This is a genomic window from Sphingomonas sp. 1F27F7B (assembly GCF_005503355.1).
Taxonomy (GTDB): domain Bacteria; phylum Pseudomonadota; class Alphaproteobacteria; order Sphingomonadales; family Sphingomonadaceae; genus Sphingomonas.
The window spans coordinates 122,855-149,273 of the sequence record NZ_SCMK01000012.1 but is presented as its reverse complement, the minus strand read 5'-3'; the positions used below and the strand labels follow the sequence as shown (position 1 = coordinate 149,273).

20 protein-coding genes and 1 tRNA gene are annotated in these 26,419 nt (G+C 68.0%); 14 read left to right on the top strand and 7 right to left on the bottom strand.

From position 1 onward, the window contains the following. The first annotated feature begins 136 nt into the window (after positions 1–136). From kduD to FFS08_RS13035, 5 genes are all read left to right on the top strand, one after another. Complete coding sequence (kduD, locus tag FFS08_RS13055; protein WP_137862329.1) at positions 137–892, top strand: 2-dehydro-3-deoxy-D-gluconate 5-dehydrogenase KduD; 756 nt, start codon at positions 137–139, stop codon at positions 890–892. Beyond that, a complete protein-coding gene (locus FFS08_RS13050; protein ID WP_137862328.1) occupies positions 889–1,896 on the top strand; it encodes a sugar kinase in 1,008 nt (335 codons plus the stop codon). The genes kduD and FFS08_RS13050 overlap by 4 nt, the downstream gene beginning before the upstream one ends. Before the next feature lie 42 nt (positions 1,897–1,938). Continuing rightward, positions 1,939–3,501: a carboxylesterase/lipase family protein gene (locus FFS08_RS13045; RefSeq protein WP_137862327.1), complete on the top strand. Its 1,563-nt coding sequence runs from the start codon at positions 1,939–1,941 to the stop codon at positions 3,499–3,501. Between the two features lie 82 nt (positions 3,502–3,583). Continuing rightward, a complete protein-coding gene (locus FFS08_RS13040) occupies positions 3,584–4,618 on the top strand; it encodes a LacI family DNA-binding transcriptional regulator (protein WP_137862326.1) in 1,035 nt (344 codons plus the stop codon). A gap of 436 nt (positions 4,619–5,054) precedes the next feature. Continuing rightward, the gene (locus FFS08_RS13035; RefSeq protein ID WP_137862325.1) at positions 5,055–8,411 is read left to right on the top strand and encodes a TonB-dependent receptor domain-containing protein; all 3,357 of its coding nucleotides are present in this window, start codon (positions 5,055–5,057) and stop codon (positions 8,409–8,411) included. A 335-nt stretch (positions 8,412–8,746) separates the two neighbouring features. Here the strand turns inward: FFS08_RS13035 and FFS08_RS13030 are convergent, their stop codons facing one another. After that, positions 8,747–10,645, bottom strand: coding sequence for a potassium transporter Kup (locus tag FFS08_RS13030; RefSeq protein ID WP_137862324.1), 1,899 nt, complete (start codon positions 10,643–10,645; stop codon positions 8,747–8,749). Between the two features lie 180 nt (positions 10,646–10,825). Here FFS08_RS13030 and FFS08_RS13025 point away from each other — a divergent pair, with 180 nt between their 5' ends. From FFS08_RS13025 to FFS08_RS12990, 8 genes are all read left to right on the top strand, one after another. Beyond that, the gene (locus FFS08_RS13025) at positions 10,826–11,131 is read left to right on the top strand and encodes a hypothetical protein (RefSeq protein WP_137862323.1); all 306 of its coding nucleotides are present in this window, start codon (positions 10,826–10,828) and stop codon (positions 11,129–11,131) included. Positions 11,132–11,237: 106 nt separating this feature from the next. Beyond that, the gene (gene kdpF / locus FFS08_RS13020) at positions 11,238–11,327 is read left to right on the top strand and encodes a K(+)-transporting ATPase subunit F (RefSeq protein ID WP_137862322.1); all 90 of its coding nucleotides are present in this window, start codon (positions 11,238–11,240) and stop codon (positions 11,325–11,327) included. Between the two features lie 12 nt (positions 11,328–11,339). Further along, complete coding sequence (gene kdpA / locus FFS08_RS13015; protein WP_137862321.1) at positions 11,340–13,040, top strand: potassium-transporting ATPase subunit KdpA; 1,701 nt, start codon at positions 11,340–11,342, stop codon at positions 13,038–13,040. A gap of 12 nt (positions 13,041–13,052) precedes the next feature. Continuing rightward, positions 13,053–15,065, top strand: coding sequence for a potassium-transporting ATPase subunit KdpB (gene kdpB, locus FFS08_RS13010; protein ID WP_171012597.1), 2,013 nt, complete (start codon positions 13,053–13,055; stop codon positions 15,063–15,065). A 113-nt stretch (positions 15,066–15,178) separates the two neighbouring features. After that, complete coding sequence (kdpC, locus tag FFS08_RS13005; protein ID WP_137862320.1) at positions 15,179–15,778, top strand: potassium-transporting ATPase subunit KdpC; 600 nt, start codon at positions 15,179–15,181, stop codon at positions 15,776–15,778. Then, a complete protein-coding gene (locus tag FFS08_RS13000; protein ID WP_137862319.1) occupies positions 15,775–18,435 on the top strand; it encodes a DUF4118 domain-containing protein in 2,661 nt (886 codons plus the stop codon). The genes kdpC and FFS08_RS13000 overlap by 4 nt, the downstream gene beginning before the upstream one ends. Beyond that, positions 18,432–19,115 carry a response regulator gene (locus tag FFS08_RS12995; protein WP_137862318.1) on the top strand — a complete coding sequence of 228 codons (684 nt, stop codon included), beginning with the start codon at positions 18,432–18,434 and terminating at the stop codon, positions 19,113–19,115. Before FFS08_RS13000 ends, FFS08_RS12995 begins: the two co-directional genes overlap by 4 nt. 51 nt (positions 19,116–19,166) lie before the next feature. Continuing rightward, on the top strand, positions 19,167–19,814 hold the full coding sequence (locus FFS08_RS12990) for a Crp/Fnr family transcriptional regulator (protein WP_137862317.1): 648 nt from the start codon (positions 19,167–19,169) through the stop codon (positions 19,812–19,814). A 283-nt stretch (positions 19,815–20,097) separates the two neighbouring features. On the opposite strand, the gene FFS08_RS12985 is transcribed toward FFS08_RS12990, so the two are convergent. The 6 genes from FFS08_RS12985 to FFS08_RS12960 form a co-directional block, all read right to left on the bottom strand. Then, positions 20,098–21,669, bottom strand: a complete 1,572-nt coding sequence (locus FFS08_RS12985; RefSeq protein ID WP_137862316.1) for a tetratricopeptide repeat-containing protein — start codon at positions 21,667–21,669, stop codon at positions 20,098–20,100. Between the two features lie 21 nt (positions 21,670–21,690). Next, positions 21,691–22,293, bottom strand: a complete 603-nt coding sequence (locus FFS08_RS12980; RefSeq protein WP_137862315.1) for a nucleotide synthetase — start codon at positions 22,291–22,293, stop codon at positions 21,691–21,693. Then, the gene (locus FFS08_RS12975) at positions 22,290–23,858 is read right to left on the bottom strand and encodes a toll/interleukin-1 receptor domain-containing protein (protein WP_137862314.1); all 1,569 of its coding nucleotides are present in this window, start codon (positions 23,856–23,858) and stop codon (positions 22,290–22,292) included. The genes FFS08_RS12980 and FFS08_RS12975 overlap by 4 nt, the downstream gene beginning before the upstream one ends. A 72-nt stretch (positions 23,859–23,930) precedes the next feature. Continuing rightward, positions 23,931–24,006: transfer RNA gene (locus FFS08_RS12970), tRNA-Thr, on the bottom strand. Between the two features lie 74 nt (positions 24,007–24,080). After that, positions 24,081–24,434, bottom strand: coding sequence for a YbaN family protein (locus tag FFS08_RS12965; RefSeq protein ID WP_137862313.1), 354 nt, complete (start codon positions 24,432–24,434; stop codon positions 24,081–24,083). A gap of 146 nt (positions 24,435–24,580) precedes the next feature. Beyond that, positions 24,581–25,393, bottom strand: a complete 813-nt coding sequence (locus tag FFS08_RS12960; RefSeq protein WP_137862312.1) for an AraC family transcriptional regulator — start codon at positions 25,391–25,393, stop codon at positions 24,581–24,583. Positions 25,394–25,625: 232 nt separating this feature from the next. Between FFS08_RS12960 and FFS08_RS12955 the strand changes: the two genes are divergently transcribed. After that, positions 25,626–26,372: a siderophore-interacting protein gene (locus FFS08_RS12955; RefSeq protein WP_212742010.1), complete on the top strand. Its 747-nt coding sequence runs from the start codon at positions 25,626–25,628 to the stop codon at positions 26,370–26,372. Positions 26,373–26,419 lie beyond the last annotated feature (47 nt).

Here is a 26,419-nt window from a genome sequence, read left to right as displayed (position 1 = left end):
CCTCCCTTGACGGGAGGGGGCCGGGGGTGGGTGGCGTGCTCGCGCCATGGAAGGCGTGAGTGCCCTGGCCACCGTACCGCCCGGATGCGACACACCCCCAGCTCCTCCCTTGCCAGGGAGGGGAGCGAGAGAAGATATGACCAGTCCCTTCGATCTTTCCGGCAAGATTGCCATAGTCACCGGCGCCAATACCGGCATCGGCCAGGGCATCGCGCTGGCGCTTGCCGCCGCCGGTGCGGACATCGCCGCAGTGGGCCGCACGCCGGCGCAGGAGACGGTGGAGAAGGTCCGCGCGCTCGGCCGCCGCGGCGAGATCGTCTCGGCCGATCTCTCGACCATCGAGCCTGTGGGCAGGGTTGTGGACGAAGCTGTGGACAAGCTGGGCGGGCTCGACATTCTGGTCAACAATGCCGGCATCATCCGCCGGGCCGACAGTCTCGACTTCACCGAGGCGGATTGGGACGCGGTGGTCGACACCAACCTGAAGTCGGTGTTCTTCCTCTGCCAGGCGGCGGCGAAGCACATGGTGGCGAACGGCGGCGGCAAGATCATCAACATCGCGTCGATGCTGACCTTTCAGGGCGGCATCCGCGTGCCGAGCTACACCGCTTCCAAATCCGGCATCGGCGGGCTCACCAAGCTGCTCGCCAATGAATGGGCGGCGAAGGGCATCAACGTGAACGCGATCGCCCCCGGCTATATCGCCACCAACAACACCGCGGCGCTGCAGGCGGACGAGAACCGCAACCGCTCGATCATGGAGCGCATCCCGGCGGGCCGCTGGGGCGATCCGGCGGACATGGGCGGCGCGGCGGTGTTCCTCGCCTCGGCGGCCTCGGACTATGTGCAAGGCCATATCCTCGCGGTCGATGGCGGGTGGCTGGCGCGATGAGCATTGCGTTTTTCGGCGAGCTGATGCTGCGGCTCTCGCCTCCGGGGCGCGAGCTGCTGCTCCAGACGCCGAAGCTCGAGGTGAATGTCGGCGGGGCCGAGGCGAACGTCGCGACGGGGCTGGCCTGTCTTGGCCACAAGGTGCGGATGATCTCGGCCGTCTCGGACAATCCGCTGGGTGGCGCGGTGATCGGCGAGTTGCGCCGGCGCGGAGTCGACACTTCGACGATCGTCTCCGAGCCCGGCCGGCTCGGCCTGTATTTCCTGACGCCCGGCGCGGGGCTGCGCGCGTCCGAAGTGGTCTATGACCGGGCGTATTCCGTGTTCGCCCGGCGCCCGGCCGATGCCTGGGACTGGGGCGCGCTGCTCGACGGTGCCACGCGGCTGCACCTGTCGGGCATCACGCCGGCGCTCGGCCACAACACCGCGAGCGCGGCGATCGCCGCGGCGGAAGCGGCGGTCGCCAAGGGCATCCCGGTCTCGTTCGACGGCAATTACCGCGCGAAGCTGTGGGAGAGCTGGGACAGCGACCCCAAGGCAGTGCTGACCCGGCTGATCGGCCATGCCGACCTGCTGTTCGGCAATCACCGCGACATCTCGCTGCTGCTCGGCCGGCAATTCTCGGGCGACGGCGCCGATCGGCGGCGCGAGGCGGCGGAGGCGGCCTTCGCGGCCTTTCCCAGGCTCCAGACGATCGCGAACACCGCACGGCATGTCGACGATGCCGACAGCCACCGCGTCTCGGCGCGGGTGGACATGCGCGCCGGCGGCTACCAGACCGACGAGGTGCTGATCGCCGGGATCGTCGATCGGATCGGCGCCGGCGATGCCTTTGCCGCGGGCGTGCTCCACGGCCTGATCGAGAGTGGCGGCGATGCGGCGGCGGCGGCACGGGCCGGCCTGGCGCTGACGGCGCTCAAGCACTCGCTGCCTGGCGACGCGAGCCTGTTCACGCGTGCCGATCTGGCGGCGTTCGAGGAAGGCGGGCTCGACGTCCGCCGTTGAAACCTTGCCCGATCCGAGGCGAGGAAATTGGGTCGGGAGAGGATGATGCAGGTTTCGAGGCGAAGCGTGCTGGCGGGGGGCGCGGCATTGGCGGCGGTGCCGCTGGCGGCGCGGGCGACATCCGGCGAAGCGGTGGTGGAGACGCGGGCAGGACGCTTCCAGGGCGACCGGCTGGAGGGCGGCATGCTGCGCTTCCGCGGCATCCGCTATGGCAACGCCCCGCGCTTCCGCGCGCCGACGGCAGTCGCGGCGCCCGGCGCTGTCGTGCCCGCCCATGAATATGGCCCGATCTGCCCGCAGGGCAGGGGGGATCAGCGCGCCTCCGAGGATTGCCTGTTCCTCAACATCTGGACGCCCGGCGCCGATTCCGCGGCCAGGCGCCCGGTGATGCTCTACATCCATGGCGGCGCCTATTCGAACGGCACCGTCACCCTGCCGCTGAACGACGGCGAGAAGCTCGCCGCGGCCGAGGACGTGGTGGTGGTGACGGTGAACCATCGGCTGAACGCGCTCGGCTATCTCTATCTCGCCCGCTTCGATCCGCGTTTCGCGGACAGCGGCAATCTGGGCCAGCTCGACCTGATCCTCGCGCTGCAATGGGTGCGGGACAATATCGCGGCGTTCGGCGGCGATCCGCGGCGTGTCTTCGTGTTCGGCCAGTCGGGCGGCGGAGCCAAGATCGCGACGCTGATGGGCATGCCGGCGGCCAGGGGGCTGTTCCATTCGGCGGCGACGATGAGCGGGCAGCAGGTGACTGCGTCCGGGCCGCTCAACGCGACGAAGCGGGCTCAGGCCTATCTCGCCAGGCTGGGCATGCGCGAGGGCGACCTGCAGCCCCTGCTCGACATGCCGGTGGAGAAGCTGGTCGAGGCGCTGGACACGGCCGACCCGATCCTGGGCGGCGGCGTGTATTTCGGGCCGGTGCTCGACATGAAATGGCTCGTCCGCCACCCCTTCTGGCCCGATGCCCATCCGCAGAGCCTGGCCATCCCGATGATCCTGGGCAATACGCATGACGAGACAAGAGCCTTCATCGATCCCGGTTCGGAGAAGGTGCGGGGGCTGACCTGGGACAATGTGGCCGCGCGCATGGCGCCCGAGCTGCGCATGGACCTGCTGCCCGAATGGGTGGTCGCCCAATATCGCGCGCACTTCCCGGCCGACACGCCCGAGCAGCTCTTCTACCGCGCCACCACCGCCGGCCGGAGCTGGCCGGGCCAATGGCTGGAGGCAGATGCGCGGGCGGCGACGGGCGCCCGCGCCACCTGGGTCTATCAGGTCGACTTCCAGTCGCCGACCAGGCCCGAGCGCGGCGCACCGCACACGATGGACATCGCGCTCGCCTTCGGCACGCTCGATGCTCCGGGGTCCTATACCGGCGTCGGGCCGGCCGCGCGCAAGCTGAGCGGGCAGATGATGGGCGCCTTCGCTTCGCTGGCACGCAGCGGCCGACCGGCGGCGGCGGGCCTGCCCGCCTGGGCGCCCTATAGCTTGCCCGGCCGCGCGACGATGCTGTTCGACGCGCCGAGCCGCCTGGCCAGTGATCCGCGCAAATGGGAGCGCGAACTGTGGGGCCGGGTGCCGTATATTCAGCCCGGAAGTTGAGCCCGCAAGCTGACACCGATGGCCAATCCGGCACGCGGATAATATCGTATCGCTTTGTCCTGCAAGCCATTATGTTCGCGGGATGGAGAGAACCGGAAAGCCCACGATCAACGACGTCGCCCGTATCGCCGGCGTCTCGAAGAAAACCGTCAGCCGAGTGATCAACCGTTCGCCGTTGCTCAATGGAGACACGCGCGCGAAGGTCGAGCAGGTGATCAGCGAGTTGGGCTATGTCCCCAATGTCCAGGCGCGCGCGCTGGCCCTGCGCCGCAACTTCCTGATCGGCCTGATCCACGACAATCCCAACGCGCAGATGGTGATGAACGTGCAGGCCGGCATGCTCGAGGCGATGCGCGACACCGAGTTCGAGCTGATCGTCCGCCCGATCGACCGGGGCAGCTCGACCATGCTCGAGGATGTGCGCAACTTCCTCGAGCGCCAGCGTCTCTACGGCGTGATGTTCCTGCCGCCCGTCTCCGAGAATGAAATGGTGGCGGAGCTCTGCCGCGAGCTCGGCATCCGCTATGTCCGCATGGGGTCGGCGACGCTGGATTCGCCCGAACACATGGTCGCCTCGAACGATTGCGACGTGGTGCACGAGGCAGTGAACCATCTGATCTCGCTGGGCCATCGCCGCATCGGCCTGATCGCCGGCCCGCACGGCTTCCGCTCCGCGCGCGAGCGCCGCAAGGGCTTCGAGAATGCGCTGGAGGGAGCGGGGATCAAGCTGCCGCGCAGCCTGATCGCCGATGGCAACTACACGTTCGAGACCGGGCTGGCCGCCGCCGACCGGCTGCTCGACCTGTCGCCGCGACCTACTGCGATCTTCGCCTCGAACGACGAGATGGCGGCCGCCACGCTCCACGCCGCGCGCCGCCGGGGCATGAGCGTGCCCGAGGACCTGTCGATCGTCGGCTTCGACGACACCGCCATCGCCTCGCACATCTGGCCGCCGCTCACCACGGTGCACTGGCCGATCATCTCGATGGCGCGCTCCGCGGCGCTGAAGCTGCTGGCGGAGTTCTTCGGGGATGACGGCAATGCCGTGGAGGAGCCGTCGCTGTTCCCCTCGACGCTGATTCACCGCGCCTCGGTCGCGCCGCCGCGCGAGGGATAGTTTCAAGACCCAATCGGCAAATGCCGTCCTCCCCGCAAAGGCGGGGATGATGGTGGAGCATGTGAAGAGGGACGCCATCGCCCGCCGGCAACCGGCTCGCAAGGCCGCCTGAAACCCGCGCTGCACAGCGGCATTTCCTCGATGTTGCTGAAATGCCGCAATCCCCCGTTTGTGAATTTTTGTTCAATGACACCGGTTGACACAACTGAGTGGTAGCGCGATCAATAGCGTGAACAAGCGTGACTGAATGCGCTTGCGCCCAAGTGGACGAGAAGATCCGCACGAGGGGCGTGGGAGGGGGCAAGTCGCGACATGGCCGGATCTTGCGGGACGACGGGCGTCGTTTTCCGCGATGCTGTGTCGTACCCTGATTCCAGGCTCCGCCGGGCGCATCGACCAGTGCTTGTCGATGAGAAGAGCTTTGGGGGAGGAAATCATGTTTTCAATCGCTGACACTCATGTCGCGCGCCGATCGGCGCTGCGCGGCACGACGGCACTGGGCGCGCTCGGCATGGCGCTGCTGACGGCCGCGCCGGCCTGGGCGCAGACCGCCGGGACCGCCCCCGCGGTCACCGCCGTTGCGCAGGACGATCCCCAGGCCGCGCCGCAGGACCAGACGGAAAGCGGCGACTTGATCGTTGTTACCGGTTTCCGCGCTTCGCTGGCCAGCTCGGTCAACATCAAGCGCAATTCGAACCAGATCGTCGATGCGATCACCGCCGAGGACATCGCCGACTTTCCGGACGCGAACCTGGCGGAATCGATCCAGCGCCTGCCCGGCGTCTCGATCGATCGCGACAATGGCGAGGGTCGCACGATCACCGTGCGCGGCCTGGGCGGCGATTTCCAGATGGTCCGCCTGAACGGTGCCGACGCGCAGAACATCTCGGGCGGCAACCAGTCCGATGCGGGCGCGAACCGCTCGCGCGGGTTCGACTTCAACACCTTCGCCTCGGAACTGTTCGGCGGCATCAAGGTAACCAAATCGACTGCGGCGGAGAATGACGAAGGCTCGCTCGGCGCGATCATCGACCTCACCACCGGCCGCCCGCTCTCGTACAAGAAGAACCGCTTCGCCCTGGGCGCCGAAGCCGAATATCGCGAGAACGGGAAGAAGTGGAATCCGCGCTTCACCGGCCTGGCCTCGCTGCGGGTGACCGACAATTTCGGGATCCTCGTCTCGGGCGCGTACCAGAAGCAGCAACAGCAGATCGACGCCTATCGTCGCAATATCGGCGTGTTCGAATATACCTATCGCAACTCGGCGATCGCGGGGGTGACGCCGGCCGTCTATGGTTTCGCCCGCCCGAGCAGCCAGGGCACCGGCGCCACCTATGGTTCGGACCCTGCCGCCTATGCGCTGGTCACCCCGACCACGATCATTCCGGTCCTGCCTTCGATCGGCCGCCAATATCTCGATTATGAGCGGATCGGCGCAACCGCGACGCTGCAGTGGAAGCCGGGCGCGGGCACCGAGATCACGCTCGACGGCGTCTTTTCGCGCTATGACCAGAACAGCAACAACACCGGCATCACCACGATCGGCCTGAACCGCAACGGCACCAACGCCCGCGTCCTCGGCACGGGCAGCGCCGGCCTGCGCCCCGTCGGCAACGCCAATTATTATCCGGACCGCGTCGCGCTCTATGCCAATTGCGTGCCGAGCGCGATCATCGACTGCAATGGCGATCAGCCGGGCAACGGCGTTGGCCAGGCGGCGCTGCCGGGCTATTACAACAGCCTCAACCCGAACAACCTAAACCCGTTCGATTACTACAATAATCCCGCCTCGCCCGGTTATGTCGCGACTTCGAACCAGACCGGCTATTACAACGAGCTGCTCGGGCGCACGAACACCAAGATCCGCGCCGCGCACGTCAACGGAGCCAACCAGGCCGATTATCTGCTGCTCGACGATGTCGACTGGCGCAGCTTCGCCGACACCCAATATGGCCGCACCGACTTCAAGCAGGTGACACTGAACGTCCACCAGGAGTTCGCGCCCGGCTTCTATGCCGATGCGACGGGTGGCTGGTCCAAGTCGGAATTCCGCGCCTATGGCCTGCTCGCGGAATTCAACGCGATCGACAAGGCCGGCTATACCTTCGACGAGCGTGCCGGCGGCAAGATGCCGGTGTTCAACCCCGGCTTCAACGTTGCCGACCCGAACAGCTGGACGCTGGTCAAGGGGCTGTCGACGATCCGCTACTTCACCAACGCCGTGGACAATGAATTCAAGGTGGCGCGGGCCAATTTCACCTATGAAGCGCTGCCCGAGATGTCGATCCGCTTCGGCGGCACGGTGAAGGAATTCTCCTACCAGGGCGACCAGGGCCGCCGGAACCAGTCGATCGAGGCAATCAACCCGACGCTGGCCGAAGCCCGGCTCAACATCACCGATCTCGGCCAGACCATCGGCTTCGGCCAGGGGCTGAACGTGACGCAGGGCACGCCGACCAGCTATTATGCGCCGGACATCCAGAAGTTCATCAATCAGTTCGGCATCAACTGCAATTGCGTGAACAAGTGGGGCGACTATCGCGCCGTGGTCGACGGGCGCCAGCGCTCCGGCGTCACCGAACGGGATATCTCGGGCTATTTCCAGGTTGACTACAACGTCAACCTGCTCGGCCGGCCGCTGCGCGGCAATATCGGCATGCGCGTGGCCAACACCCGGGTGTCGGGCACCGGCAATGTCGGTGGTGCCGATGGCGTCCCCGGCATCGCGGTCACCGGCAAGAACGAATATTGGGACTGGCTGCCTTCGATGAACGCGAACTGGGAAGTCGCCGACAATTTCCTGATCCGCTTCGCCGCGGCGAAGGTGATGTCGCGTCCGCAGCTCGCCAGCCTGACGCCGGGCACCACTGCCTATACCACCGCGCTGAACGCGAACGGCACGGCGCCGTCGCTGACGGTGGGCAATCCCTATCTGAACCCGTTCCGGGCGACCAATCTCGACCTGAGCTTCGAAAAATACTTCACCCATAACGGCCTGATCGCGGTGAACTTCTTCAAGAAGGATATCGCGACCTTCCCGCAACAGGTCGCGCTCGAGGCACCGCTGTCGGCGGTGTTCGAGCCAGCCATCTACAACCAGCTGCTGAGCAACATGCCGACCACCGCGGCCTGCTCGCCGAGCCTGGCGACGACCAGCCTCTACCAATATACCTGCAACGGCGGCACCTGGGCGGTGCGCCAGTTCCAGGATTCGCCGGGCGGCGACATCAAGGGCGTCGAAGTCAATCTGCAGACCGACTTCTTCTTCCTGCCGGGCTTCCTGAAGCGTTTCGGCGTGATCGCAAACTACACGCACATTGAATCGAGCCTGAGCTATCTGACCGGCACGGCGCTCAACACCAGCCAGACGGTGTCGGGCACGGCGGCGAACAGCTATGCCGAAGGGCCATTCCTCAACACCTCGCCGGACGCGTTCAACGCGACGCTCTATTATGAGGACAGCAAATTCTCGGCGCGCGTCTCGGGCGCGTGGCGGGCGCGCTATGTGAACCGCTTCCCGCTGGCGACGGGCACCTGCTCGGTGGGCACTACCACCGTTGGCGGCGGCCCGTGCAACTCGCCGGTGTTCGCCGACTTCGGCTATAACGAGAACCAGCTGAACATCGATTTCGCGATGTCCTATGCGGTGACCGATTTCGCCAAGCTTTCGCTCGAGGGGCGCAACATGACCAACGCGCCGCAATATCGCACCATGTATGCGGCGAACCCGGTCAGCCAGACCTATGCCAGCACCGGGCGGATCATCACCGCCGGCCTGCGCATGAGCTTCTGATCGCGCGAGGAAGGGGCGGTGCCGCAGGGTGCCGCTCCCTCCTTGCCGTTTTGTCTGAAAGGCTCCGTGCGCCGGCCGTCTGCTTCGAAGGCGGATCTGTTCCGTCGCTCCAATTCCGTCCGTCACCCTGAACTTGTTTGGCGCTTATCTCCTTGAGACAAGTATCCCCGTTTCGTCATCCCCGCGCAGGCGGGAATCCAGGGTCGCGGGCGATACGGCAGAGAAACCCTGGATCCCCGCCTGCGCGGGGATGACGGTTCTTAGGACTATCCTTGTCGCAAGGGGATAAGCGCCAACAAGTTCAGCATGACGGCATAAGGCACCGGGACTACAGGCTAGATCTCCACCTGGCTGCCGAGCTCGACCACGCGGTTGGTGGGGAGCTTGAAGAACTCCATCGCGCTTTCGGCGTTGCGGACCATCCAGGCGAACAGTTTCTCGCGCCAGATCGCCATGCCGGGCCGCGACGAGGCGATCAGCGTCTGCCGGGCGAGGAAATAGCTCGTCTCCATCGACTTGAACGGTTTGCCCGCCGTTTCGCCGATGGCGTGCAGGGCCACCGGGATGTCGATCCCGTCCATGAAGCCGTAATGGAGGACGATCCGGTAGAAGCCCTCGCCGAGCGGCCTCACTTCGGCCCGGGCGTCGGGGGCGACGTGCGGCACCTGCTCGATCGCGACGGTGAGGATCACCACGCGATCGTGCAGCACCTTGTTGTGCTTGAGGTTGTGGAGCAGCGCGGGCGGAATGTCGTCGGTGCTGGCGAGGAACACGGCGGTACCCGGCACGCGCTGCACCGAATGGCCGGCGGACTGGATGAAGATCTGGATCGGCATCGCCCCCTCGTGCAGCCGCGCCCGGACCAGCCGGCGCCCGGTCGCCCAGGTGGTGAGCAGCGTGAAGACGATCGCGGCCACGAGCAGGGGGAACCAGCCGCCATCGGGGATCTTGGTGACGTTCGAGGCGAAATAGAGCCCGTCGATCAGCAGGAAGCCGCCGGTGACCAGCCCCGCCACCGCCGGCGGCCATTTCCACACCGCGAAAGTGAGCACGCCCAGCATGCAGGCAGTGATGAACATCGTGCCGGTCACCGCGATGCCATAGGCGGCGGCGAGGTTGCTCGAGCTGCGGAAGCCGAGGACGAGCAGGATCACCATGACGAGCAGTAGCCAGTTGGTGAGCGGGACATAGATCTGCCCCGCCGCCTTGGCGCTGGTGTGCAGGATGCGCAGGCGCGGAAGGAAGCCGAGCTGCACGGCCTGCTGCGTCACCGAGAAGGCACCCGAGATCACTGCCTGGCTGGCGATCACCGTCGCCATGGTGGCGAGAATGACGAGGGGAAGGCGAGCCCATTCCGGCGCCAGCAGGAAGAACGGATTCTCCACCGCGGCGGGATTGGCGAGCAGCAGCGCCGATTGGCCGAGATAGTTGAGCATCAGGCAGGGGAAGGCGATGTAGAGCCAGGAGACCATGATCGCCTTGCGGCCGAAATGGCCCATATCGGCATAGAGCGCCTCGGCCCCGGTCACCGCCAGCACCACCGATCCCAGCGCCAGGAAGGCGAGCAGGGGATCGAGCAGGAAGAAGTTGAGTGCGTACCACGGGTTGAGCGCCCACAGGATATCCGGGCTCCGCGCGATGCCGATGACGCCGAGCACGGCGATGACCGCGAAATAGAAGACCATCACCGGGCCGAACAGCCTGCCCACCCGCGCGGTGCCGTGCGACTGGATCATGAACAGGCCGATCAGGATGACGATGCTGATCGGCAGCACCAGCTGCGACAGCGAATCCTCGACCGTGGCGAGCCCTTCGACCGCCGACAGCACCGACACCGCCGGCGTGATGATTGCGTCGCCATAGAATAGCGCAGTGGCGATCACGCCCAATATCGTCACCCAGGGCGTCCAGCGCGTCTCGCCCAGCTTGCGCGCGATCAATGCGAGCAGCGCCAGGCTGCCGCCTTCGCCCTTGTTGTCGGCGCGCAGGATGATGACGACATATTTGATCGTCACCACCAACATCATCGTCCAGAAGATCAGCGAGAGCACGCCGAAGATGTGTTCGGGGTCCACCGCCAGCGGATGATGGCCGATGAAGCTCTCCTTGAGCGAATAGAGCGGCGAGGTGCCGATGTCGCCGAACACCACGCCGATCGCGCCGACGGCGAGCGTGCCGAGCCGATCCTGATGGCCGTGCGATGGGCTGGTTTCGGCGGTCTGCGTCGCGTTCAAGGCGTGCCTTTCACAGCCGGCTCCCCCTTCGGCGCCGTCGAGCCCGCCTAGTATTCAGAGGTTTCGGCGGCTGCCAACGATTTTATGGAATCTTTATGCGGCGCCCGAACTTCCCCGTGGAACCTTAACTGGCCTCCGCCCCACATCGCCGCTGCGACAATCCTGTTCGGGAGATCCATCGTGGGTGCGTTTCTGCGCCGTCTGGAAAGCGGAGCCGGGGGCTGGCCGGCACAGGCCGGGCTGCGTCTCGGCGGCGCGCTGCTGCTCGGTGGCTGCGCGCTGGCGGTGTGGGCACTCATCGTCTCGATCCATCGCCCGCCGTTGCACGATGCCGACCCCGCCGAATTCGGCGAGGCCGTGCTTTCCGTCATCGCCTGGGCGCTGGGCTGGGCGCTGCTCGTCGAGGGGCCGGGCCTGTTCCGGCTGATCCCCGTGCCGCCCGGTCATGTCCGGTTCGACAATGGGCGTCGCCATCGCCGCCAATAGGGGAAGAAGACCATGAACGACCTGATCTGGCTGGGAGCGCTCGCGGGGCTCTTCCTGCTCACGCTGGCCTGTGTCCGCCTCTGCGACCAGGCCTGAGGAGAACGCCATGCCGCTGTCTTTCGCGCTCGCCGGGCTCACTGCCCTGGGCCTGCTCATCTACCTCGTGGCCGTGCTCGTCCGGCCCGAGCGCTTCTGATCGGACTACACCATGACCGTCCAAGGCTGGATGCTGATCCTCGTCTTCCTGATCCTCCTCGTCGCGCTCGCCAAGCCGATGGGGAGCTGGCTTTTCGCCGTCTATGAAGGGCGGCGCACGCCGCTGCACGTCGTGCTCGGCCCCGTCGAGCGCGGCTTCTACAAGCTCGCCGGCGTGGATCCGAACGCCGAGCAGGGCTGGCGCCGCTATGCGCTGCACATGCTGGCGTTCCAGCTGGCGACCTTTGCCTTCACTTACTGCATCCTGCGCTTCCAGGACGTGCTGCCGCTCAATCCGCGCGGGCTGGCCGGCCAGTCGCCCGATCTCGCCTTCAACACGGCGGTGAGCTTCACCACCAACACCAACTGGCAAAGCTATTCGGGCGAGAGCCTGTCGATCCTGAGCCAGATGCTCGGCCTCGCCATCCACAATTTCCTGTCGGCGGCAACCGGCATCGCGATCGCCTTCGCGCTGTTCCGCGGCTTCGCGCGGCGCCAGGCGGCCGGCATCGGCAATTTCTGGGCCGACATGACTCGCGTGACGCTCTACGTCCTGCTGCCGATCTGCATCGTCTATGCGGTCTTCCTGATTGCCAGCGGCGTGCCGCAGACCTTCGCCAGCTCGGTCGACGCGACGACGCTGGAAGGCGCCAGGCAGACGATCCTGCTGGGGCCGGTCGCCTCGCAGGAAGCGATCAAGATGCTCGGCACCAATGGCGGCGGCTTCTTCAACGCCAATTCGGCGCATCCGTTCGAGAATCCGGGCGCGCTCACCAACTTCGTCCAGATGCTGTCGATCCTGCTGATCGGCGTGGGCCTGACGCACACCTTCGGCCGGGCCGTGGGCAATACCCGCCAGGGCTGGGCGATCCTCGCCGCGATGCTGGTGATGTTCGTCGCCGGCACCACCATCAGCTATTGGCAGGAAGCGGCGGGCAACCCGGTGCTCCATCACCTCGGCGTCGCCGGGGGCAGCATGGAGGGCAAGGAAGTCCGCTTCGGCATCGCTGCCAGCGCCTTGTTCAGCGTGGTCACGACGGCTGCGTCCTGCGGCGCGGTCAATGCGATGCACGACAGCCTGACTCCGCTCGGCGGCATGATCCCGCTGTTCAACATGCAACTCGGCGAAGTCGTGATCGGCGGCGTCGGCGCAGGCATCTACGGCTTCCTGCTCTTCGCGATTCTCGCGGTGTTCGTCGCGGGCCTGATGGTGGGCCGGACGCCCGAATATGTCGGCAAGAAGATCGAGAGCCGCGAAGTGAAGCTCGCCGTACTGGCGATCGCGGTGCTGCCGCTGATGATCCTGGGCGGCACCGCGCTCGCCTCGGCGCTGCCGGCCGGCCTTGCGGGGCCGCTCAACAAGGGGCCGCACGGCTTCACCGAGATCCTCTACGCCTTCACCTCGGCCACGGCGAACAACGGATCGGCCTTTGGCGGCCTGAGCGCCAACACGCCCTTCTACAACGGCATGCTCGCCGTCGCGATGTGGATCGGCCGCTTCTTCATCATCGTGCCCGCGCTCGCCATTGCCGGCAGCCTGGCCGCGAAGAAGGTGCATCCGGAGAGCGCGGGCTCGTTCCCGACCACCGGCCTGCTCTGGGTGGGGCTGCTTGTCGGCGTCGTCCTGATCCTGGGCGGGCTCACCTTCCTTCCCAGCCTCGCGCTCGGTCCCATCGCCGATCATCTCGCGATGATCCACGGCCAGCTCTTCTGAGGTCCTTGCTCCATGACGACCGCAACCATGTTCACGCCCGCCCTGATCGGTCCTGCGATCGGCGATGCGTTCACCAAGCTCGATCCGCGCCAACTGGTGAAGAACCCCGTGCTCTTCACCACCGCGGTGGTCGCGCTGTTGCTCACCGTGCTGCTGTTCCTCGGCGGCACCAACCTGACCCTGGGCTTCCAGGTCCAGCTGATCGTCTGGCTGTGGCTCACGGTCCTCTTCGGCACCTTTGCCGAGGCGCTGGCGGAGGGGCGGGGCCGTGCCCAGGCCGCGTCGCTGCGCGCCACCAAGTCGGAGCTCACCGCGCGGCTGCCGAACGGCAAGATCGTCCCGGCTTCGCAGCTCAAGAAGGGCGATATCGTCCTGGTCGAGACCGGCGACCTGATCCCGGCTGATGGCGAAGTGATCGAGGGCGTCGCCTCGGTCAACGAAAGCGCGATCACCGGCGAGAGCGCGCCGGTGATCCGCGAGGCGGGCGGCGACCGTTCGGCGGTGACCGCCGGGACGCGGGTGATCTCGGACCAGATCAAGGTCCGCGTCACCCAGGAGCCGGGCCAGGGCTTTCTCGATCGCATGATCGCGCTGGTCGAGGGCGCCGAGCGCCAGAAGACTCCGAACGAGATCGCGCTGACCATCCTGCTCGTCGGCTTGACGATCATCTTCCTGATCGCCGTCTCGACCATTCCGAGCTTCGCCGCCTATGCTGGCGGCCAGGTGCCGGTGGCAATCCTGGCGGCGCTGCTGATCACCCTGATCCCGACGACGATCGCGGCACTGCTCTCGGCAATCGGCATCGCAGGCATGGACCGGCTGGTGCGTTTCAACGTGCTCGCCAAGTCGGGCCGCGCGGTGGAAGCGGCGGGCGACATCGACGTGCTGCTGCTCGACAAGACCGGCACGATCACGATCGGCGACCGTGCCGCGAGCGAGTTCCGCCCGCTGGGCGGCGTCACCACCGATGAGCTGGCGCGGGCCGCGCTGCTCGCCAGCCTGGCCGACGAGACGCCCGAGGGCCGCTCGATCGTGACGCTTGCCCAGGGCAGATACGCCGTCGAGATCCGCAGCCTGCCCAAGACCGCCGAAGTCATTCCCTTCACTGCCCAGACTCGCATCTCGGGCGTTCGGATCGGCACCACGCTGATCCAGAAGGGCGCGGTCGACGCGGTGCTGCGCGCCAATCCGGGCCTGGGCGAGACAGCAATGGGCGGCGACCTGCGCCGCATCGCCGAGGAGATCGCCCGCCAGGGGCAGACGCCGCTAGCGGTGGCCGAGGACGGCAGGCTGTTCGGCGTGATCGCGCTCAAGGACGTGGTCAAGGCCGGGGTGCGCGAGCGGTTCGGCGAGTTGCGCCGCATGGGCATCCGCACCGTGATGATCACCGGCGACAACCCGCTCACCGCCGCGGCGATCGCGGCCGAAGCCGGCGTGGACGATTTCCTTGCCGAAGCCACGCCCGAGGACAAGCTCGCGCTGATTCGCAAGGAGCAGCAGGGCGGCCGCCTGGTGGCGATGTGCGGCGACGGCACCAACGACGCGCCGGCGCTCGCCCAGTCCGACGTGGGCGTGGCGATGAACACCGGCACCCAGGCCGCGCGCGAGGCGGGCAACATGGTCGATCTCGACAGCGATCCGACCAAGCTCATCGAGATCGTCGGCCTGGGCAAGCAGCTGCTGATGACGCGCGGGGCGCTGACCACCTTCTCGGTCGCCAACGACATCGCGAAATATTTCGCGATCATCCCGGCGATGTTCGTCGCGCTCTATCCGTCGCTCGGCGTGCTCAATGTGATGGAACTGTCGAGTCCGCAGAGCGCGATCCTCTCGGCGATCATCTTCAACGCGCTGATCATCCCTGCGCTGGTGCCGCTTGCGCTCAAGGGCGTGAAGTACCGCCCGATCGGGGCCGGGCCGCTGCTCGCGCGCAACCTGGCGATCTACGGCCTGGGCGGCGTGCTCGCGCCGTTCGCGGGGATCAAGCTGATCGACCTGGTCGTGGCGGGGCTGGGGCTGGCGTGATGCATTTGCCCGCCTTCCTGATTGGTCATCCCCGCCTGGGCGGGGATGACGGAAATTCCTTTGGCACTCCGACGCATTCTCCCTCCCGGCATGAGGGAAGCAAGGAACTAGAAATGTTGAACGATCTCACCACCGCTCTCCGTCCGGCCATCATCCTGACGGTCCTGTTCGCCGTCCTGCTCGGGCTTGCCTATCCGGCGGCGCTCACCGGCATCGGCCAGCTCGCCTTTCCCCACCAGGCCAATGGCAGCCTGATCGTCGAGAACGGCCGGGTGCGCGGCTCCGAACTGCTTGGCCAGGGCTTTGCCGGCCCGGGCTATTTCCACGGCCGTCCCTCGGCCGCCGGCACCAATGGCTATGACCCCACCGCTTCTTCCGGCTCCAATCTCGGCCCTACCTCGCAGGCGCTCGCCGATCGCGTCGCCAAGGACGTGGCCGCCAACCGTTCCGCACCAGGAAACTCGGTTCCCGCCGATCTGGTGACCACCTCCGCCTCGGGGCTCGATCCTGACATCAGCCCCGAGGCGGCTCTTTTCCAGGTGGGCCGCGTCGCCAAGGCGCGCGGACTGAGCGTGGAGAAGGTGCGGGCCATCGTGAACGCGCATGTCGAGCAGCCGCTGCTCGGCTTCGTGGGCGAGCCGCACGTCAACGTGCTCGCGCTCAATCGCGATCTCGACAAGCAGGTGGCGCAAGGCGCAAAAGCCGCCGGGTGAGCGACGACGATCAGCGACCCGATCCCGATGCCCTTCTGCGTGCGGTTGCGCAGGAGGGCATCGGCCGTCTGAAGGTATTTCTCGGCGCCGCGCCGGGGGTGGGCAAGACCTATGAGATGCTCACCGAGGCGGCGGCGCGGCGCAAGGCGGGCGTCGACGTCGTCATCGGCGTGGTCGAGACGCATGGCCGCATCGAGACCGAAGCGCTCGTCCAGGGGCTGGAGATCGTGCCGCGCCGCCCGGTCGAATATCATGGCCGGACCATCGCCGAGATGGACATCGACGCAATCCTGGTCCGCGCGCCGCAGCTGGTGCTGGTCGACGAACTCGCCCACACCAACGCGCCGGGCAGCCGGCACGACAAGCGCTACCAGGACATCGAGGAACTGCTCGCGGCGGGAATCGACGTCTATTCCACCGTCAACATCCAGCATATCGAGAGCCTGAACGACGTCGTCGCTTCCTTCACCAAGGTGCGCGTGCGCGAAACCGTTCCCGATCGGGTGCTCGAGGCCGCGGACATCGAGGTCGTCGACCTGCCGCCCGACGAGCTGATCGAGCGGCTGCGCGAAGGCAAGGTCTATGTCCCCGAGGAAGCGACGCGGGCGCTGGGGCATTTCTTCTCCAAGTCGAACCTGACTGCGCTGCGCGAGCTGGCGCTGCGCCGCGCCGCGCAGGCGGTCGATGCGCAGATGCTCGACTATCTGCGCACCCATGCGCTGGCCGGCACCTGGGCGGCGAGCGAGCGGCTGGTGGTGGCGGTGAGCGAGCTGCCCGGCTCGGCCGAGCTGGTCCGCGCCGCCAAGCGCGTCGCCGACGGCCTGCGCGCGCCCTGGACCGCAGTGCACATCGAGACGCCGCGCACCGCCCGGCTGAGCGATGCGGAGAATGCCCAGGTCGCCGCGACGCTGCACCTCGCCAGCCAGCTCGGCGGGCAAGTGGCGACGGTGCCCGCAGAATCGGTGCTGGACGGGCTGAAGCGCTTCACCGCTGAGGCGCGCGCCACCCAGCTCATCGTCGGCAAGTCGGCGCGTTCGCGCTGGTTCGAGCTGCGGCACGGCTCGGTGGTCGACCGGCTGGTGCGCGAGACTCCCGGCATCGCGGTGCACGTGCTGCCGATGCACGAGGCGCCCGCGGCCGGGCGGCACCACCCCCCGCGCGGCCGATGGGGATCCCCTACCGATTATGTCGTCTCGCTCGGCCTGGTCGTGGCGGTCACCGTGCTGGGGGCGACGATCTTCTCGCTCGGCAACATCACCAATATCGGGCTGCTCTACCTGTTGCCGGTGATGGTCGCGGCGACGCGCTACGGCGTGCGCGCGGGCGTGGTGACCGGGCTGGTCTCGTCGCTCGCCTATAATTTCTTCTTCATCCCGCCGACCCGGACCTTCACCATCCAGGATCCGCAGAACATCATCACCGTGCTGGTGTTGATGGGCGTGGCGGTGGTCTCGAGCCAGCTCGCCGCGCGGGTGCGGGCCCAGGCGGAGCTGGCCCAGCGCAGCGCCGCGCAGAACAGCACGCTGGCAGGCTTCGCGCGGCTGCTGACGGGCGTGAGCACGCAGGAGGATCTCGGCCAGACGCTCTGCGCCGAAGTCGCGCGGCTGCTCGACGTGAGCGCAGTGCTGCTGCTCCCCGAGCACGGCCAGCTCGGGCTGCGCGCGGCCTATCCGCCCGAGGACCGGCTCGAGATGATCGAGCAGGCGGCGGCGCAATGGTCGTTCGATCACAACAGCCCGGCCGGGCGCGGATCGGACACGCTCACTGCCTCGGAATGGCTGTTTCACCCGCTGGCGGCCGGCGGGCGGGCGCTCGGCGTGTTGGGCGTGGCGCGGATCGATGCGGGCAATCCGCTGCGTTCGGACCAGCTGCCGCTGCTGCTCAGCCTGCTCGACCAGGCCGCGCTCGCCTTCGAGCGGATCGCGCTGGAGAGCGAGATGGCGATGGTGACTCAGCTCAAGGAGCGCGACCGGCTGCGCGCGGCCCTGCTTTCGTCGGTGAGTCATGACCTGCGCACGCCGCTAACCACCATCCTGGGCATGCTCGGCGAGATGCGGCCCGAAGACGAAGGGCAGGCCGACCAGCTGTCCGCCGCCCGCGCCGAGGCGGAACGGCTGAACCGCTTCGTCGCCAACCTGCTCGACATGGTGCGCATCGAGGCGGGGGCGCTTCACCAGTCGATCGAGCCGGTCGACCTTGCCGAGGCGGTCGCCGCGGCCGTGCATGATCTGCGGCGGGTGCTGGAGGATCATCCGGTGCGGCTCGACGTGCCGCCCGAGCTCCCCTTCGCCTCGGTCGATCCGCAGCTCTTCCACCATTGCCTGATCAACTTGATCGAGAATGCCGGCAAGTACGGGGATCCGGGCTCGTCGATCACCATTGCCGCGCGCCGCCAGCCGGGGAGCATGACGCTGAGCGTGATGGACGAAGGGCCCGGCCTGCCGCCGGGCGACGAGGCGCGGATCTTCGAGACCTTCACGCGGATCGAGGGATCCGATCGCAAGGGAGGAACCGGGCTCGGCCTTGCCATCGTGAAGGGTTTCGCCGAGGCGATGGGGCTGAGCGTTTCGGCGGCGAACCGCGCCGATCGGGCCGGGGCGATCTTCACGATCCGCTTCCCGGAAGCGCTGCTTCGGAAAGGAAATGCAGGCGAATGAGCCAGCAGGCGAAAATTCTGGTGGTGGACGACGAGCCGGCGATCCGCCGCCTGCTTGCCGCGGGGCTGGGGCGCGCGGGCTACCGCGTGGTCGAGGCGGCGAGCGCGCGCGATGCGCTGAGCGCCATGCAGATCGACAAGCCCGAGGCGGTGCTGCTTGATCTGGGCCTGCCCGATCGCGACGGGCTGGAGCTGGTGCCGCTGCTCAAGGCGGCGGGCACATCCGTGCTCGTCGTCTCCGCGCGCGACGCGACCGAGCAGAAAGTCACTGCGCTCGATCTTGGCGCGGACGACTATGTGACCAAGCCGTTCGATACCGAGGAAGTGCTCGCCCGCGTCCGCACGGCGCTGCGCCACCGGCTTTCGGTCGAGGCCGAGATGCCGGTGGTGCGGATCGGCGCGATCGAGATCGACCTGGGCGCGCGGCTGGTGCGCAAGGCCGGCGAGGAAGTGCACCTGACGCCGAAGGAATTCGGCTTTCTCGCCGAGCTCGCCAAGCATCCCGGGCGAGTGGTGACTCATGCCCAGCTGCTGCGCACCGTCTGGGGGCCGGGGCACGAACATGACGTCGAATATCTTCGCGTCGCCGCGCGCGGCGTCCGTCGCAAGCTGGAGGACGATGCCGCCGCTCCGTCGGTCATCCGCAACGAGCCGGGGGTGGGCTATCGCCTGATGGCTTGAACCTGGAGCCGCTCCCGCTCAAGGTGGCGGGAACGGGAACCGGGGGGTGCCTTGGCGCTGAACGACTTCATCGAGCGGGTATTCGCCTGTTCCGCCGAGACCGCGCGGCAGATCGAGGCGCGCGCGCGGCCGCGCGCCTATCCGGCCGGGAGCGCGATCGTCCGGCAGGGCGAGCCGTGTCACGACGTCTATCTGCTGGTCATGGGCCGGGCTCGTTCCTTCGTCATCTCGCCCGACGGCCTGCTGATCCGCTTCTACGATTTCGCGCCTGGCGACCTGTTCGGCGCGCTTTCCGACGGGCGGGATCATTTCAGCGAGATCTCGGCGCTGGAGGATCTCGATTCCGCCATCTTCGGCGGCGCGGATTTTCTGGCCCTGCTGGAGGCGCACAGCTGCGTGGGGCTGACGCTGTCACGGGCGCTGCTGCGCCAGCTCGCACGGATTTCGGAACAGATGCTGTCGCGCGCGACGCTTTCCGCCGCCGGGCGGGTGCACGAGGAGTTGCTCCGTCTGGTGGGCGCGGACGGTGTGACGATCGCGCCGGCGCCGGTGCTCTCCGAGCTGGCCGCACGCGTCTATACCACGCGCGAGACGGTATCGCGCACCGTCAGCGCGCTGGAACGGCGCGGTATCGTGCGCCGCGATGCGGATGCGCTGGTGATCGTCGCTCCGGCACGGCTGGCCGACATGGTGGTCTAGGGTCGAGGACTCAAACAAGTATCTGATTTTCCGTCGTCATCCCCGCGCAGGCGGGGATCCAGGGTAATGCGGGATATCGGCACCACCGCGCGAACGCTGTCCGGAGCGGGCCGGACCCCGCCACCCCGGCTCCGCGCCTGGCCCTGGATCCCCGCCTGCGCGGGGATGACGATTGAAGGAATATGAGTCCCCAACCTAGGCCGAGGACTCATGTTCTTCCCTCATCACCCCGGCGTTGAGCCGGGATGACGAAGGAAAATCAGATACTTGTTGAGTTCTCAACCTAGCGCTCGCGCAGGGCGTAGAGGGGGAGCAGCGTGCCGGGCAGTTCGCCGATCGGCTCGAGGCGGGCGCTCTCGTCTGTCCGCATGCTCGCCGCATAGGCTGCGCCCAGCGTCTCGGAAAAGTAAATTGCCGTCGAAGGCGTGACCTCGAGCAGCCGGTCGACGCGGCGGAGCGTCGCCCCCAATGCCAGCGTGCCTCCGCCGAACGGCGCGGGAGCGAACCGCAGGATGCCGAGGTCCCCGGCGATGCGCACCGGGCCGCTAGCCGCCAGCGCCGCGCGAAGCCGGACGGCATCGGCAGCGGCTTCCCGTGCCGATCCATAATGCAGTACGGCGCCTTCGGCACGCCAGGCCGGCGGCGCGATCAGGCCGATGGGCCCGGGCAATGCCGCCAGCCGTTCCGCGATCCGATCGGCCGCGATCTCTTCCTCGGCTTCACACAGGCTGATGGCGATCGTTGCCGCGAGCCGCCGGCCGCCTGCCTCGCGCGCCGGCACTGCGGTTCCGGCGGGATCCCGGCCGGCATCCAGCAGGTGCTGCCGCCGGCCCGTCGCGGCCCAGATCCGCGCCAGGCGGGCGCTGTTGGGGGCGACCGGCGCGCCTTGCGATGCTTCGCTGACGATCAGCTGCACGGCGTTGGTCTGCAACTGGCGGGCGCGCATCACCGCGCAGCCCATTGCGAGCTGGTCGGCGAGTGCGCCCGTCAGCGCCGCATCCGCTTCGTCCTCCTCGCCGATCTCGCGCACGGTTGCCGCCCGGGCCAGGATCGCCTCGAAGCGCGCCGCATCGCCTTCAAAGGCTTCGACCGACCGATCGAGAAATGCGGTTCGAGGCGAGGGCAGGGTGACGTGCAGCTCCGCGTCGCGGGCGAGCAGCCGCTCGGCGATCAGCATGTCCGCCCCGGCGGCCAGCGCGCCATAGCCAAAGCCGATATTCTCGGCCGCCAGCACGGCGTCGATCCCGGCCGACTGGGTCGCGTCGTTCCGGATCCGCATCTGCCCGGCATAATGGAGCGTGCGCGGCGGGCGATAGGCGTCGAGCCAATCGGCGTCGAGCCCCAGTTCGGCAAGGATCGTCGCGAACTGGCGCAGCGTGGAGGCATGATCTTCCCAGGCTCGGGGCGCCAGCGTCACGGCGCGCCGGAGCGCGGCCTCAGCCGCATCGCGCCTACCGCCGAGCAGCAGGGCCTCGGCACGGGTCGCTTCCAGATAATAGGGCGTGTCGGGCTCGCCGGTGCCGGCATCGAGCAGCGCGAGCGCTTCGTCCGCCAGCCGCTGTACCGCACCATGCGCGCCGGCGATCAGGGACAGCGTGGCCGCGTTGATCAGCGGGTAGGTTGCCGGGCGAAGCCGGGCCGCGGCGGCATAGGCATCGGCGGCCTGGGCCGCGGTCGCCTGCCGCGCCGGGCCCGACAGGCCCAGCGCGCGATCCTTGAGCAGCCGGCCATGCAGTGCGAGCACGGCCGGATCGTCTCCGATCCGATCGAGTCCGGCGGAACGGAAGAGCCGCCATGCCAGCTCCTCGGCTCCGGATCGCGCCAGCGCCGTGATCGATATCAGCGTCGGCGTCATCGGATGGGTGCGCGCATCGGTCTAGCGGCCTCCGTTTCCGCGATTTTCCACATCGGGATCGATGATCACCGGCAGGCGGCGGATGACGGTGCCGTCCCGCGCCCGCTCGACAAAGTCGACATGCAGGTTGAGGCCATGCTTCACGCCGGTCCCGTTCGCGTCCCAGAGCCGCAGCGGCGTTCGGGCGCAGAAGGAGATTGCCGAGATGCGGTCATCGCCCTTCCGGATATGCGTCCGCAGATTATAGTAGCGCGCATTCGCGTGCGCCTGCTTGGTGGTGACGGCATTCCGGCGCGCGAACTCCCAGAACTGCCCTTCGAGCCGGATCACCACATAGCATTTGTGGACGAGCCCGAAATCCAGCGGGCCGCTCACGGGCTCCGTCGCCGGCGGGTCTAGCTCGACGAAGCCGCTGATCGCCGCTTCGATGCCTTCCGGGTTCGCGCCGACATAGGCGCCGGCGCCATCCTCCCCATCGTCATGATATTGCGGAACGAATTGCAGCGCCTGGACGAGCGGCCTTCCCGCGTTGTCCCTGGTGGCCGCTTCGAGCTGAATCGATATCTTCTTGATGTGCGCGATGTCCGGCTCGGGGTCGCCTTCCGGCAATTCGAAGAAATTCATCGTCCATCTCCGTCTCTGGTACGCGCTTCACGCAATTCCTGCTTCATCTCGCCCAGCGTCTGCGCGAGGCTGTGATTGGCGGGATCCTCGGCGACGATCGCCGCCAGGTCGCGGATCGCCGCCGCCAGTCGTGTCTCGCCGCGTGCGACGGCGTTCGTCTCCAGCTCGATCAGCGCGAGCGCGCGCTGCGACCAGATGCGTTTGCGGCGCAGCTGCGCATTGGCGGGATCGGCGCGCAGCAGATCCTCGATGATTGCCGCCTCGCGGTCACGGTGCCGCCGGGCGGCGGCGGGATCGCGGAGCCGGTGGAAATAGACGTCGGCAATCCAGGCGTGGCGATTTGCCAGGCCGCGCAGCGTCTCCGCGTCGCCGGGCCGCATCGCCGCGACGCGCTCCATCGCCCGCAATGCGCGCAGGCACAGGTCGAGCAGGCCGTCGGTACGGCGCATGTCGTAGCGCGCGCTGCACAGGCTGCCATTGGCGAAGGCCACTTCCTGCAGGCTGCGGGCGTCGCGTGGCGCGACTGCCACGAGCCGATCGGCGAGGGCGATATAGGCCTGGAAGGCCGCTTCGGCGCCGGGCAGGTCGCGGCGCTTGATCGCCAGGTCGCCGATCCAGAATTCGCTCTGCGCGTGCGTGAAGATCATCTCGGGATCGCTCGGCATCCGTGCGAGCAGCGCGCCGGTGGTGCGCCGTGCCTCGGTGAATGCCGCGGCCGCGGCCATGTCGTCCTTGCGGTCGAGATCGTCCTCGCCGATCGCGTGCAGGATGCGCGCGCGCTGCGCCAGCGCCGCGGGGGGGAGGTCGGCAAGGTCCTGCGCGGCATAATAGGCCAGCGCGCGCCGATTGGCGGCGGTGAGCACGTCGAGGCGGTTCACCGCTTTCAATCGCTCGCGGAGATCGGTTTGCATGAACTCGACCAGCCCTTCCGCGGCCTGTCGCCGCTGTTCCGCCTCGTGCCGCGCGCGAATCGCAACGACGCTCAACGCCGTGAGGGCTAGCAGGGCGACCAGCGCGGCGACCGTGACGGCCGTCACGCGCCGCAGCCGGCGCTGCGCGTCGCGCTGGACGAGCTCGCCGAGCGGCATGCCGGTAAGGCCGGCGAGCAGCTTAAGCAGGCCCAGGCGGCGACCGTCGCCCTGGGCGCGCAGATCGGCCGCTAGCGGTTCGTTGTCGCCGGTCCGGGCGAGCGGAGGGAACGCAGCGTCGGGCTCGCCGTCGACGAGTGCGAGCAAGAGCGGCGCCTGGGGGTGCGCGGCACGGAACGCCGCAATCTCGCGCGCGACCCAGGGCGAGCCGGCGGCGGCCGGCGAGCACAGCACGATCAGCGCTTCGGACGCGGCGATCGCGCGAGTCACGGCATCGCTCAAGCTGGTCGCCGCAGGGAATTCCTCGCGATCGCGGAAGATCGGGCCGAGCCGGGCCGGAATGGGACCAAAGGGGCCCGGCCTGCCGATCAAGCGGCGTGGAAAGCGATAGGCTTCGAGCCTCCGGTGCAGCCAGCGCGCGACCTTCGCGTCCCGATGGCTGTAGCTGACGAACGCGCGATAGCGTTCCCCGGTCATGCCGTGTCCCCCCTGGCCCCGCGCGCAAGCTGCCAGAGCGGGACGGCGTGTCAACGGGGGACTTGCTGGCGCTGGTGCCGAGTGCAGGGATCGAACCCGCGACCTTCGGTTTACAAAACCGCTGCTCTACCAGCTGAGCTAACCCGGCACCTGCCTGAAACCCGCGACGATCCGCGGGACGCTCGCCCCTTGGTCGGCTTCGTCCGGGCGGTCAAGGCCGAACTATGCCGGGCCGATGGGCGCGGGGCGGGTGACGATCCACAAGGCGCAGGCCGCCATCGCCGCCCCGACGCCCAGCGCGAGCCCGAGATGAGGGCGCACCGAGAGCCAGAACAGCGCATAGCCCAGCGCGATGCCGGCGCAGGCCGCGATCTTGCCGCGGCGCGGGATCGCACCCTGCTCGCGCCATTGCCGGATCGGCGGGCCGACTCTGGGGTGATCGAGCAGCCAGGCCTCGAGCCGCGCCGAGCCGCGGGCGAAACAGCCCGCCGCCAGGATCAGGAAGATCGTGGTGGGCATGACGGGCAGCAGCGCCCCGATCACGCCCAGCGCGACGAAGAAGAAGCCCAGCGCCACCCAGAGCAGGCGCGCCGCACGGGCGCCGAGGCGAGGCTCACGCGGGATGGCGGGCGACCCGGAAGGGGGCGGGGATCATGCGGTTCTCCTTGGCGCGAGGCGGCAGGGTGGCGCGCCCGGGAGCCGGCGTCCAGCCCCGGCGCGCCTCAATGCCGGCTGGCATGGCGTTCGGCCATGTAGCGGCCGGGCGAAGTGCCCAGTGCCTTGCGGAACATGGTCACGAAGCTCGGCACGCTTTCATAGCCGAGGTCGGCCGCCACCTGCTGGATCGAGGCGCCGCCCGCCAGCCACTTGACCGCGAGCATCACCCCCAGCTGCTGGCGCCACCGGCCGAAGCTCATGCCGGTCTCGCGGTGGATCAGCCGGGCGAGGGTGCGCTCGCCCAGGCCGGCGCGGCGGGCCCAGGCGTCGAGCGTGCCGCGCTCGGCCGGGGCGGCCATCATCAGATCGACCACCCGCCGCAGGCGAGCATCGGCGGGCATGGGGAGGTGGAGATCCTCGATCCCGGCCGAGGCGATCTCGTCGAGCAGGACCGCGACCAGCCGGGCATTGGCGCCGGTCTCCTCGTAGAGGACCGGCAGGGTCGCGGCGCGGGCGATCAGCTCGCGCAGCAGCGGGCTGACCGAGAGGGCGCAGCAGCCTTGGGGAAGGCCCGCCGCGGCGTCCGGGGCGATGAAGGCGTTATAGCCCTCCAGCGCGCCCGTCGCCTTGACCGAATGGAGGGCGTTGCCGGGGATCCAGATGGCGCTGCGGGGCGGGACGATCCACAGGCCGCCGTCCACCTCGCAGCTCAGCGCCCCCCGCTGCGCCAGGATGATCTGGCCCTTGGCATGGCGATGCGGCGCCAGCTCGATGCTGCCGAACGCATCGGTGATGAAGCCATAGGTGACGACCGGACGCGGCACGTCGTCCGGATCGATCCAATCATTATCTTTGCCAAGTTCACTCAATATGGGCATGGCCGCTTCCGCTTTGATTGGCAGAATCAAATAATATTCTGTCCATACTTCGCAATGACGACAATTCTGCGAGCCATTATCAGTTGCTTGCGGACCCGTCGAGCCCGGAAGGGTGGAGCAAGCCGATCCATTGAACCTCGAAATTGGCACGCCGCCGCCGGCGCGGGCCGAGCGCGGGGCGAGGCGGCGGCCGGCGGGGCCGAGACGAGGAATTCAGCGTGAGGACCGTGTGATGCTGCCGATGGAATCGCCCGAACGCCCCGCCGTCAAGGCCCCCGGCCGGATCGGCCAGGCGCTTATCCGGCTGCTGATGAAGCGCGCGACCGTGACTGCGAGCGAGCGGCTCGCCGACGGCTTCCGGCTGATCACCGTGGAGGGGCCGGCGCTGGAGGGTGTCGCCTGGACGCCGGGGCAGAAGATCCAGATCGCGATGGGATCGGCGTTCACCGCGCGGACCTATACGCCGATCGAATGGAACCCCGGAACCGGGCGGGCCTGCATCCTGGGCCATGTGCATGGCGACGGGCCGGGCAGCGCCTGGGTGCGCGACGCGGCGCCGGGCGACATGTGCGACATCTTCGGCCCGCGCGGCTCGCTCGACACCAGCCGGCTGCGCGGGCCCCTGGCGGTATTCGGCGACGAGACCTCGATCGGGCTTGCCCATGCGCTGGCCTATCAGGACCGGGGACGGGTGGTTGCCGGCTATTTCGAAGTCGGCGACGTGGAGGGCAGTTGCCGGGTCGCCGAGCAGCTGGGGCTCGACCGAGTCGCGCTGTTCGCGAGAGCGGCCGGAGATGCGCATGTCGGCGAGATGGAGATGCGGCTCGCCACGCTCGCGGCGGGCGGCACCGGCTTCGTGCTCACCGGCAAGGCGGGCACGATCCAGCGCCTGCGCCAGTCGCTGAAGCGGCTGGCGGTGCCGGCGAACCGGATCGCGACCAAGGCCTATTGGGCGCCGGGCAAGACCGGGCTGGACTAGAGTTCAGTCTCATTCGACCAAGCCCGTCATCCCCGCCTGCGCGGGGA

Coding starts and splice junctions, on each gene's coding strand:
- kduD (WP_137862329.1), top strand. CDS start 137: ATGACCAGTCCCTTCGATCTTTCCGGCAAGATTGCCATAGTCACCGGC.
- FFS08_RS13050 (WP_137862328.1), top strand. CDS start 889: ATGAGCATTGCGTTTTTCGGCGAGCTGATGCTGCGGCTCTCGCCTCCG.
- FFS08_RS13045 (WP_137862327.1), top strand. CDS start 1,939: ATGATGCAGGTTTCGAGGCGAAGCGTGCTGGCGGGGGGCGCGGCATTG.
- FFS08_RS13040 (WP_137862326.1), top strand. CDS start 3,584: ATGGAGAGAACCGGAAAGCCCACGATCAACGACGTCGCCCGTATCGCC.
- FFS08_RS13035 (WP_137862325.1), top strand. CDS start 5,055: ATGTTTTCAATCGCTGACACTCATGTCGCGCGCCGATCGGCGCTGCGC.
- kdpF (WP_137862322.1), top strand. CDS start 11,238: ATGCCGCTGTCTTTCGCGCTCGCCGGGCTCACTGCCCTGGGCCTGCTC.
- kdpA (WP_137862321.1), top strand. CDS start 11,340: ATGACCGTCCAAGGCTGGATGCTGATCCTCGTCTTCCTGATCCTCCTC.
- kdpB (WP_171012597.1), top strand. CDS start 13,053: ATGACGACCGCAACCATGTTCACGCCCGCCCTGATCGGTCCTGCGATC.
- kdpC (WP_137862320.1), top strand. CDS start 15,179: ATGTTGAACGATCTCACCACCGCTCTCCGTCCGGCCATCATCCTGACG.
- FFS08_RS12995 (WP_137862318.1), top strand. CDS start 18,432: ATGAGCCAGCAGGCGAAAATTCTGGTGGTGGACGACGAGCCGGCGATC.
- FFS08_RS12985 (WP_137862316.1), bottom strand. CDS start 21,669: ATGACGCCGACGCTGATATCGATCACGGCGCTGGCGCGATCCGGAGCC.
- FFS08_RS12980 (WP_137862315.1), bottom strand. CDS start 22,293: ATGAATTTCTTCGAATTGCCGGAAGGCGACCCCGAGCCGGACATCGCG.
- FFS08_RS12975 (WP_137862314.1), bottom strand. CDS start 23,858: ATGACCGGGGAACGCTATCGCGCGTTCGTCAGCTACAGCCATCGGGAC.
- FFS08_RS12960 (WP_137862312.1), bottom strand. CDS start 25,393: ATGCCCATATTGAGTGAACTTGGCAAAGATAATGATTGGATCGATCCG.
- FFS08_RS12955 (WP_212742010.1), top strand. CDS start 25,626: ATGCTGCCGATGGAATCGCCCGAACGCCCCGCCGTCAAGGCCCCCGGC.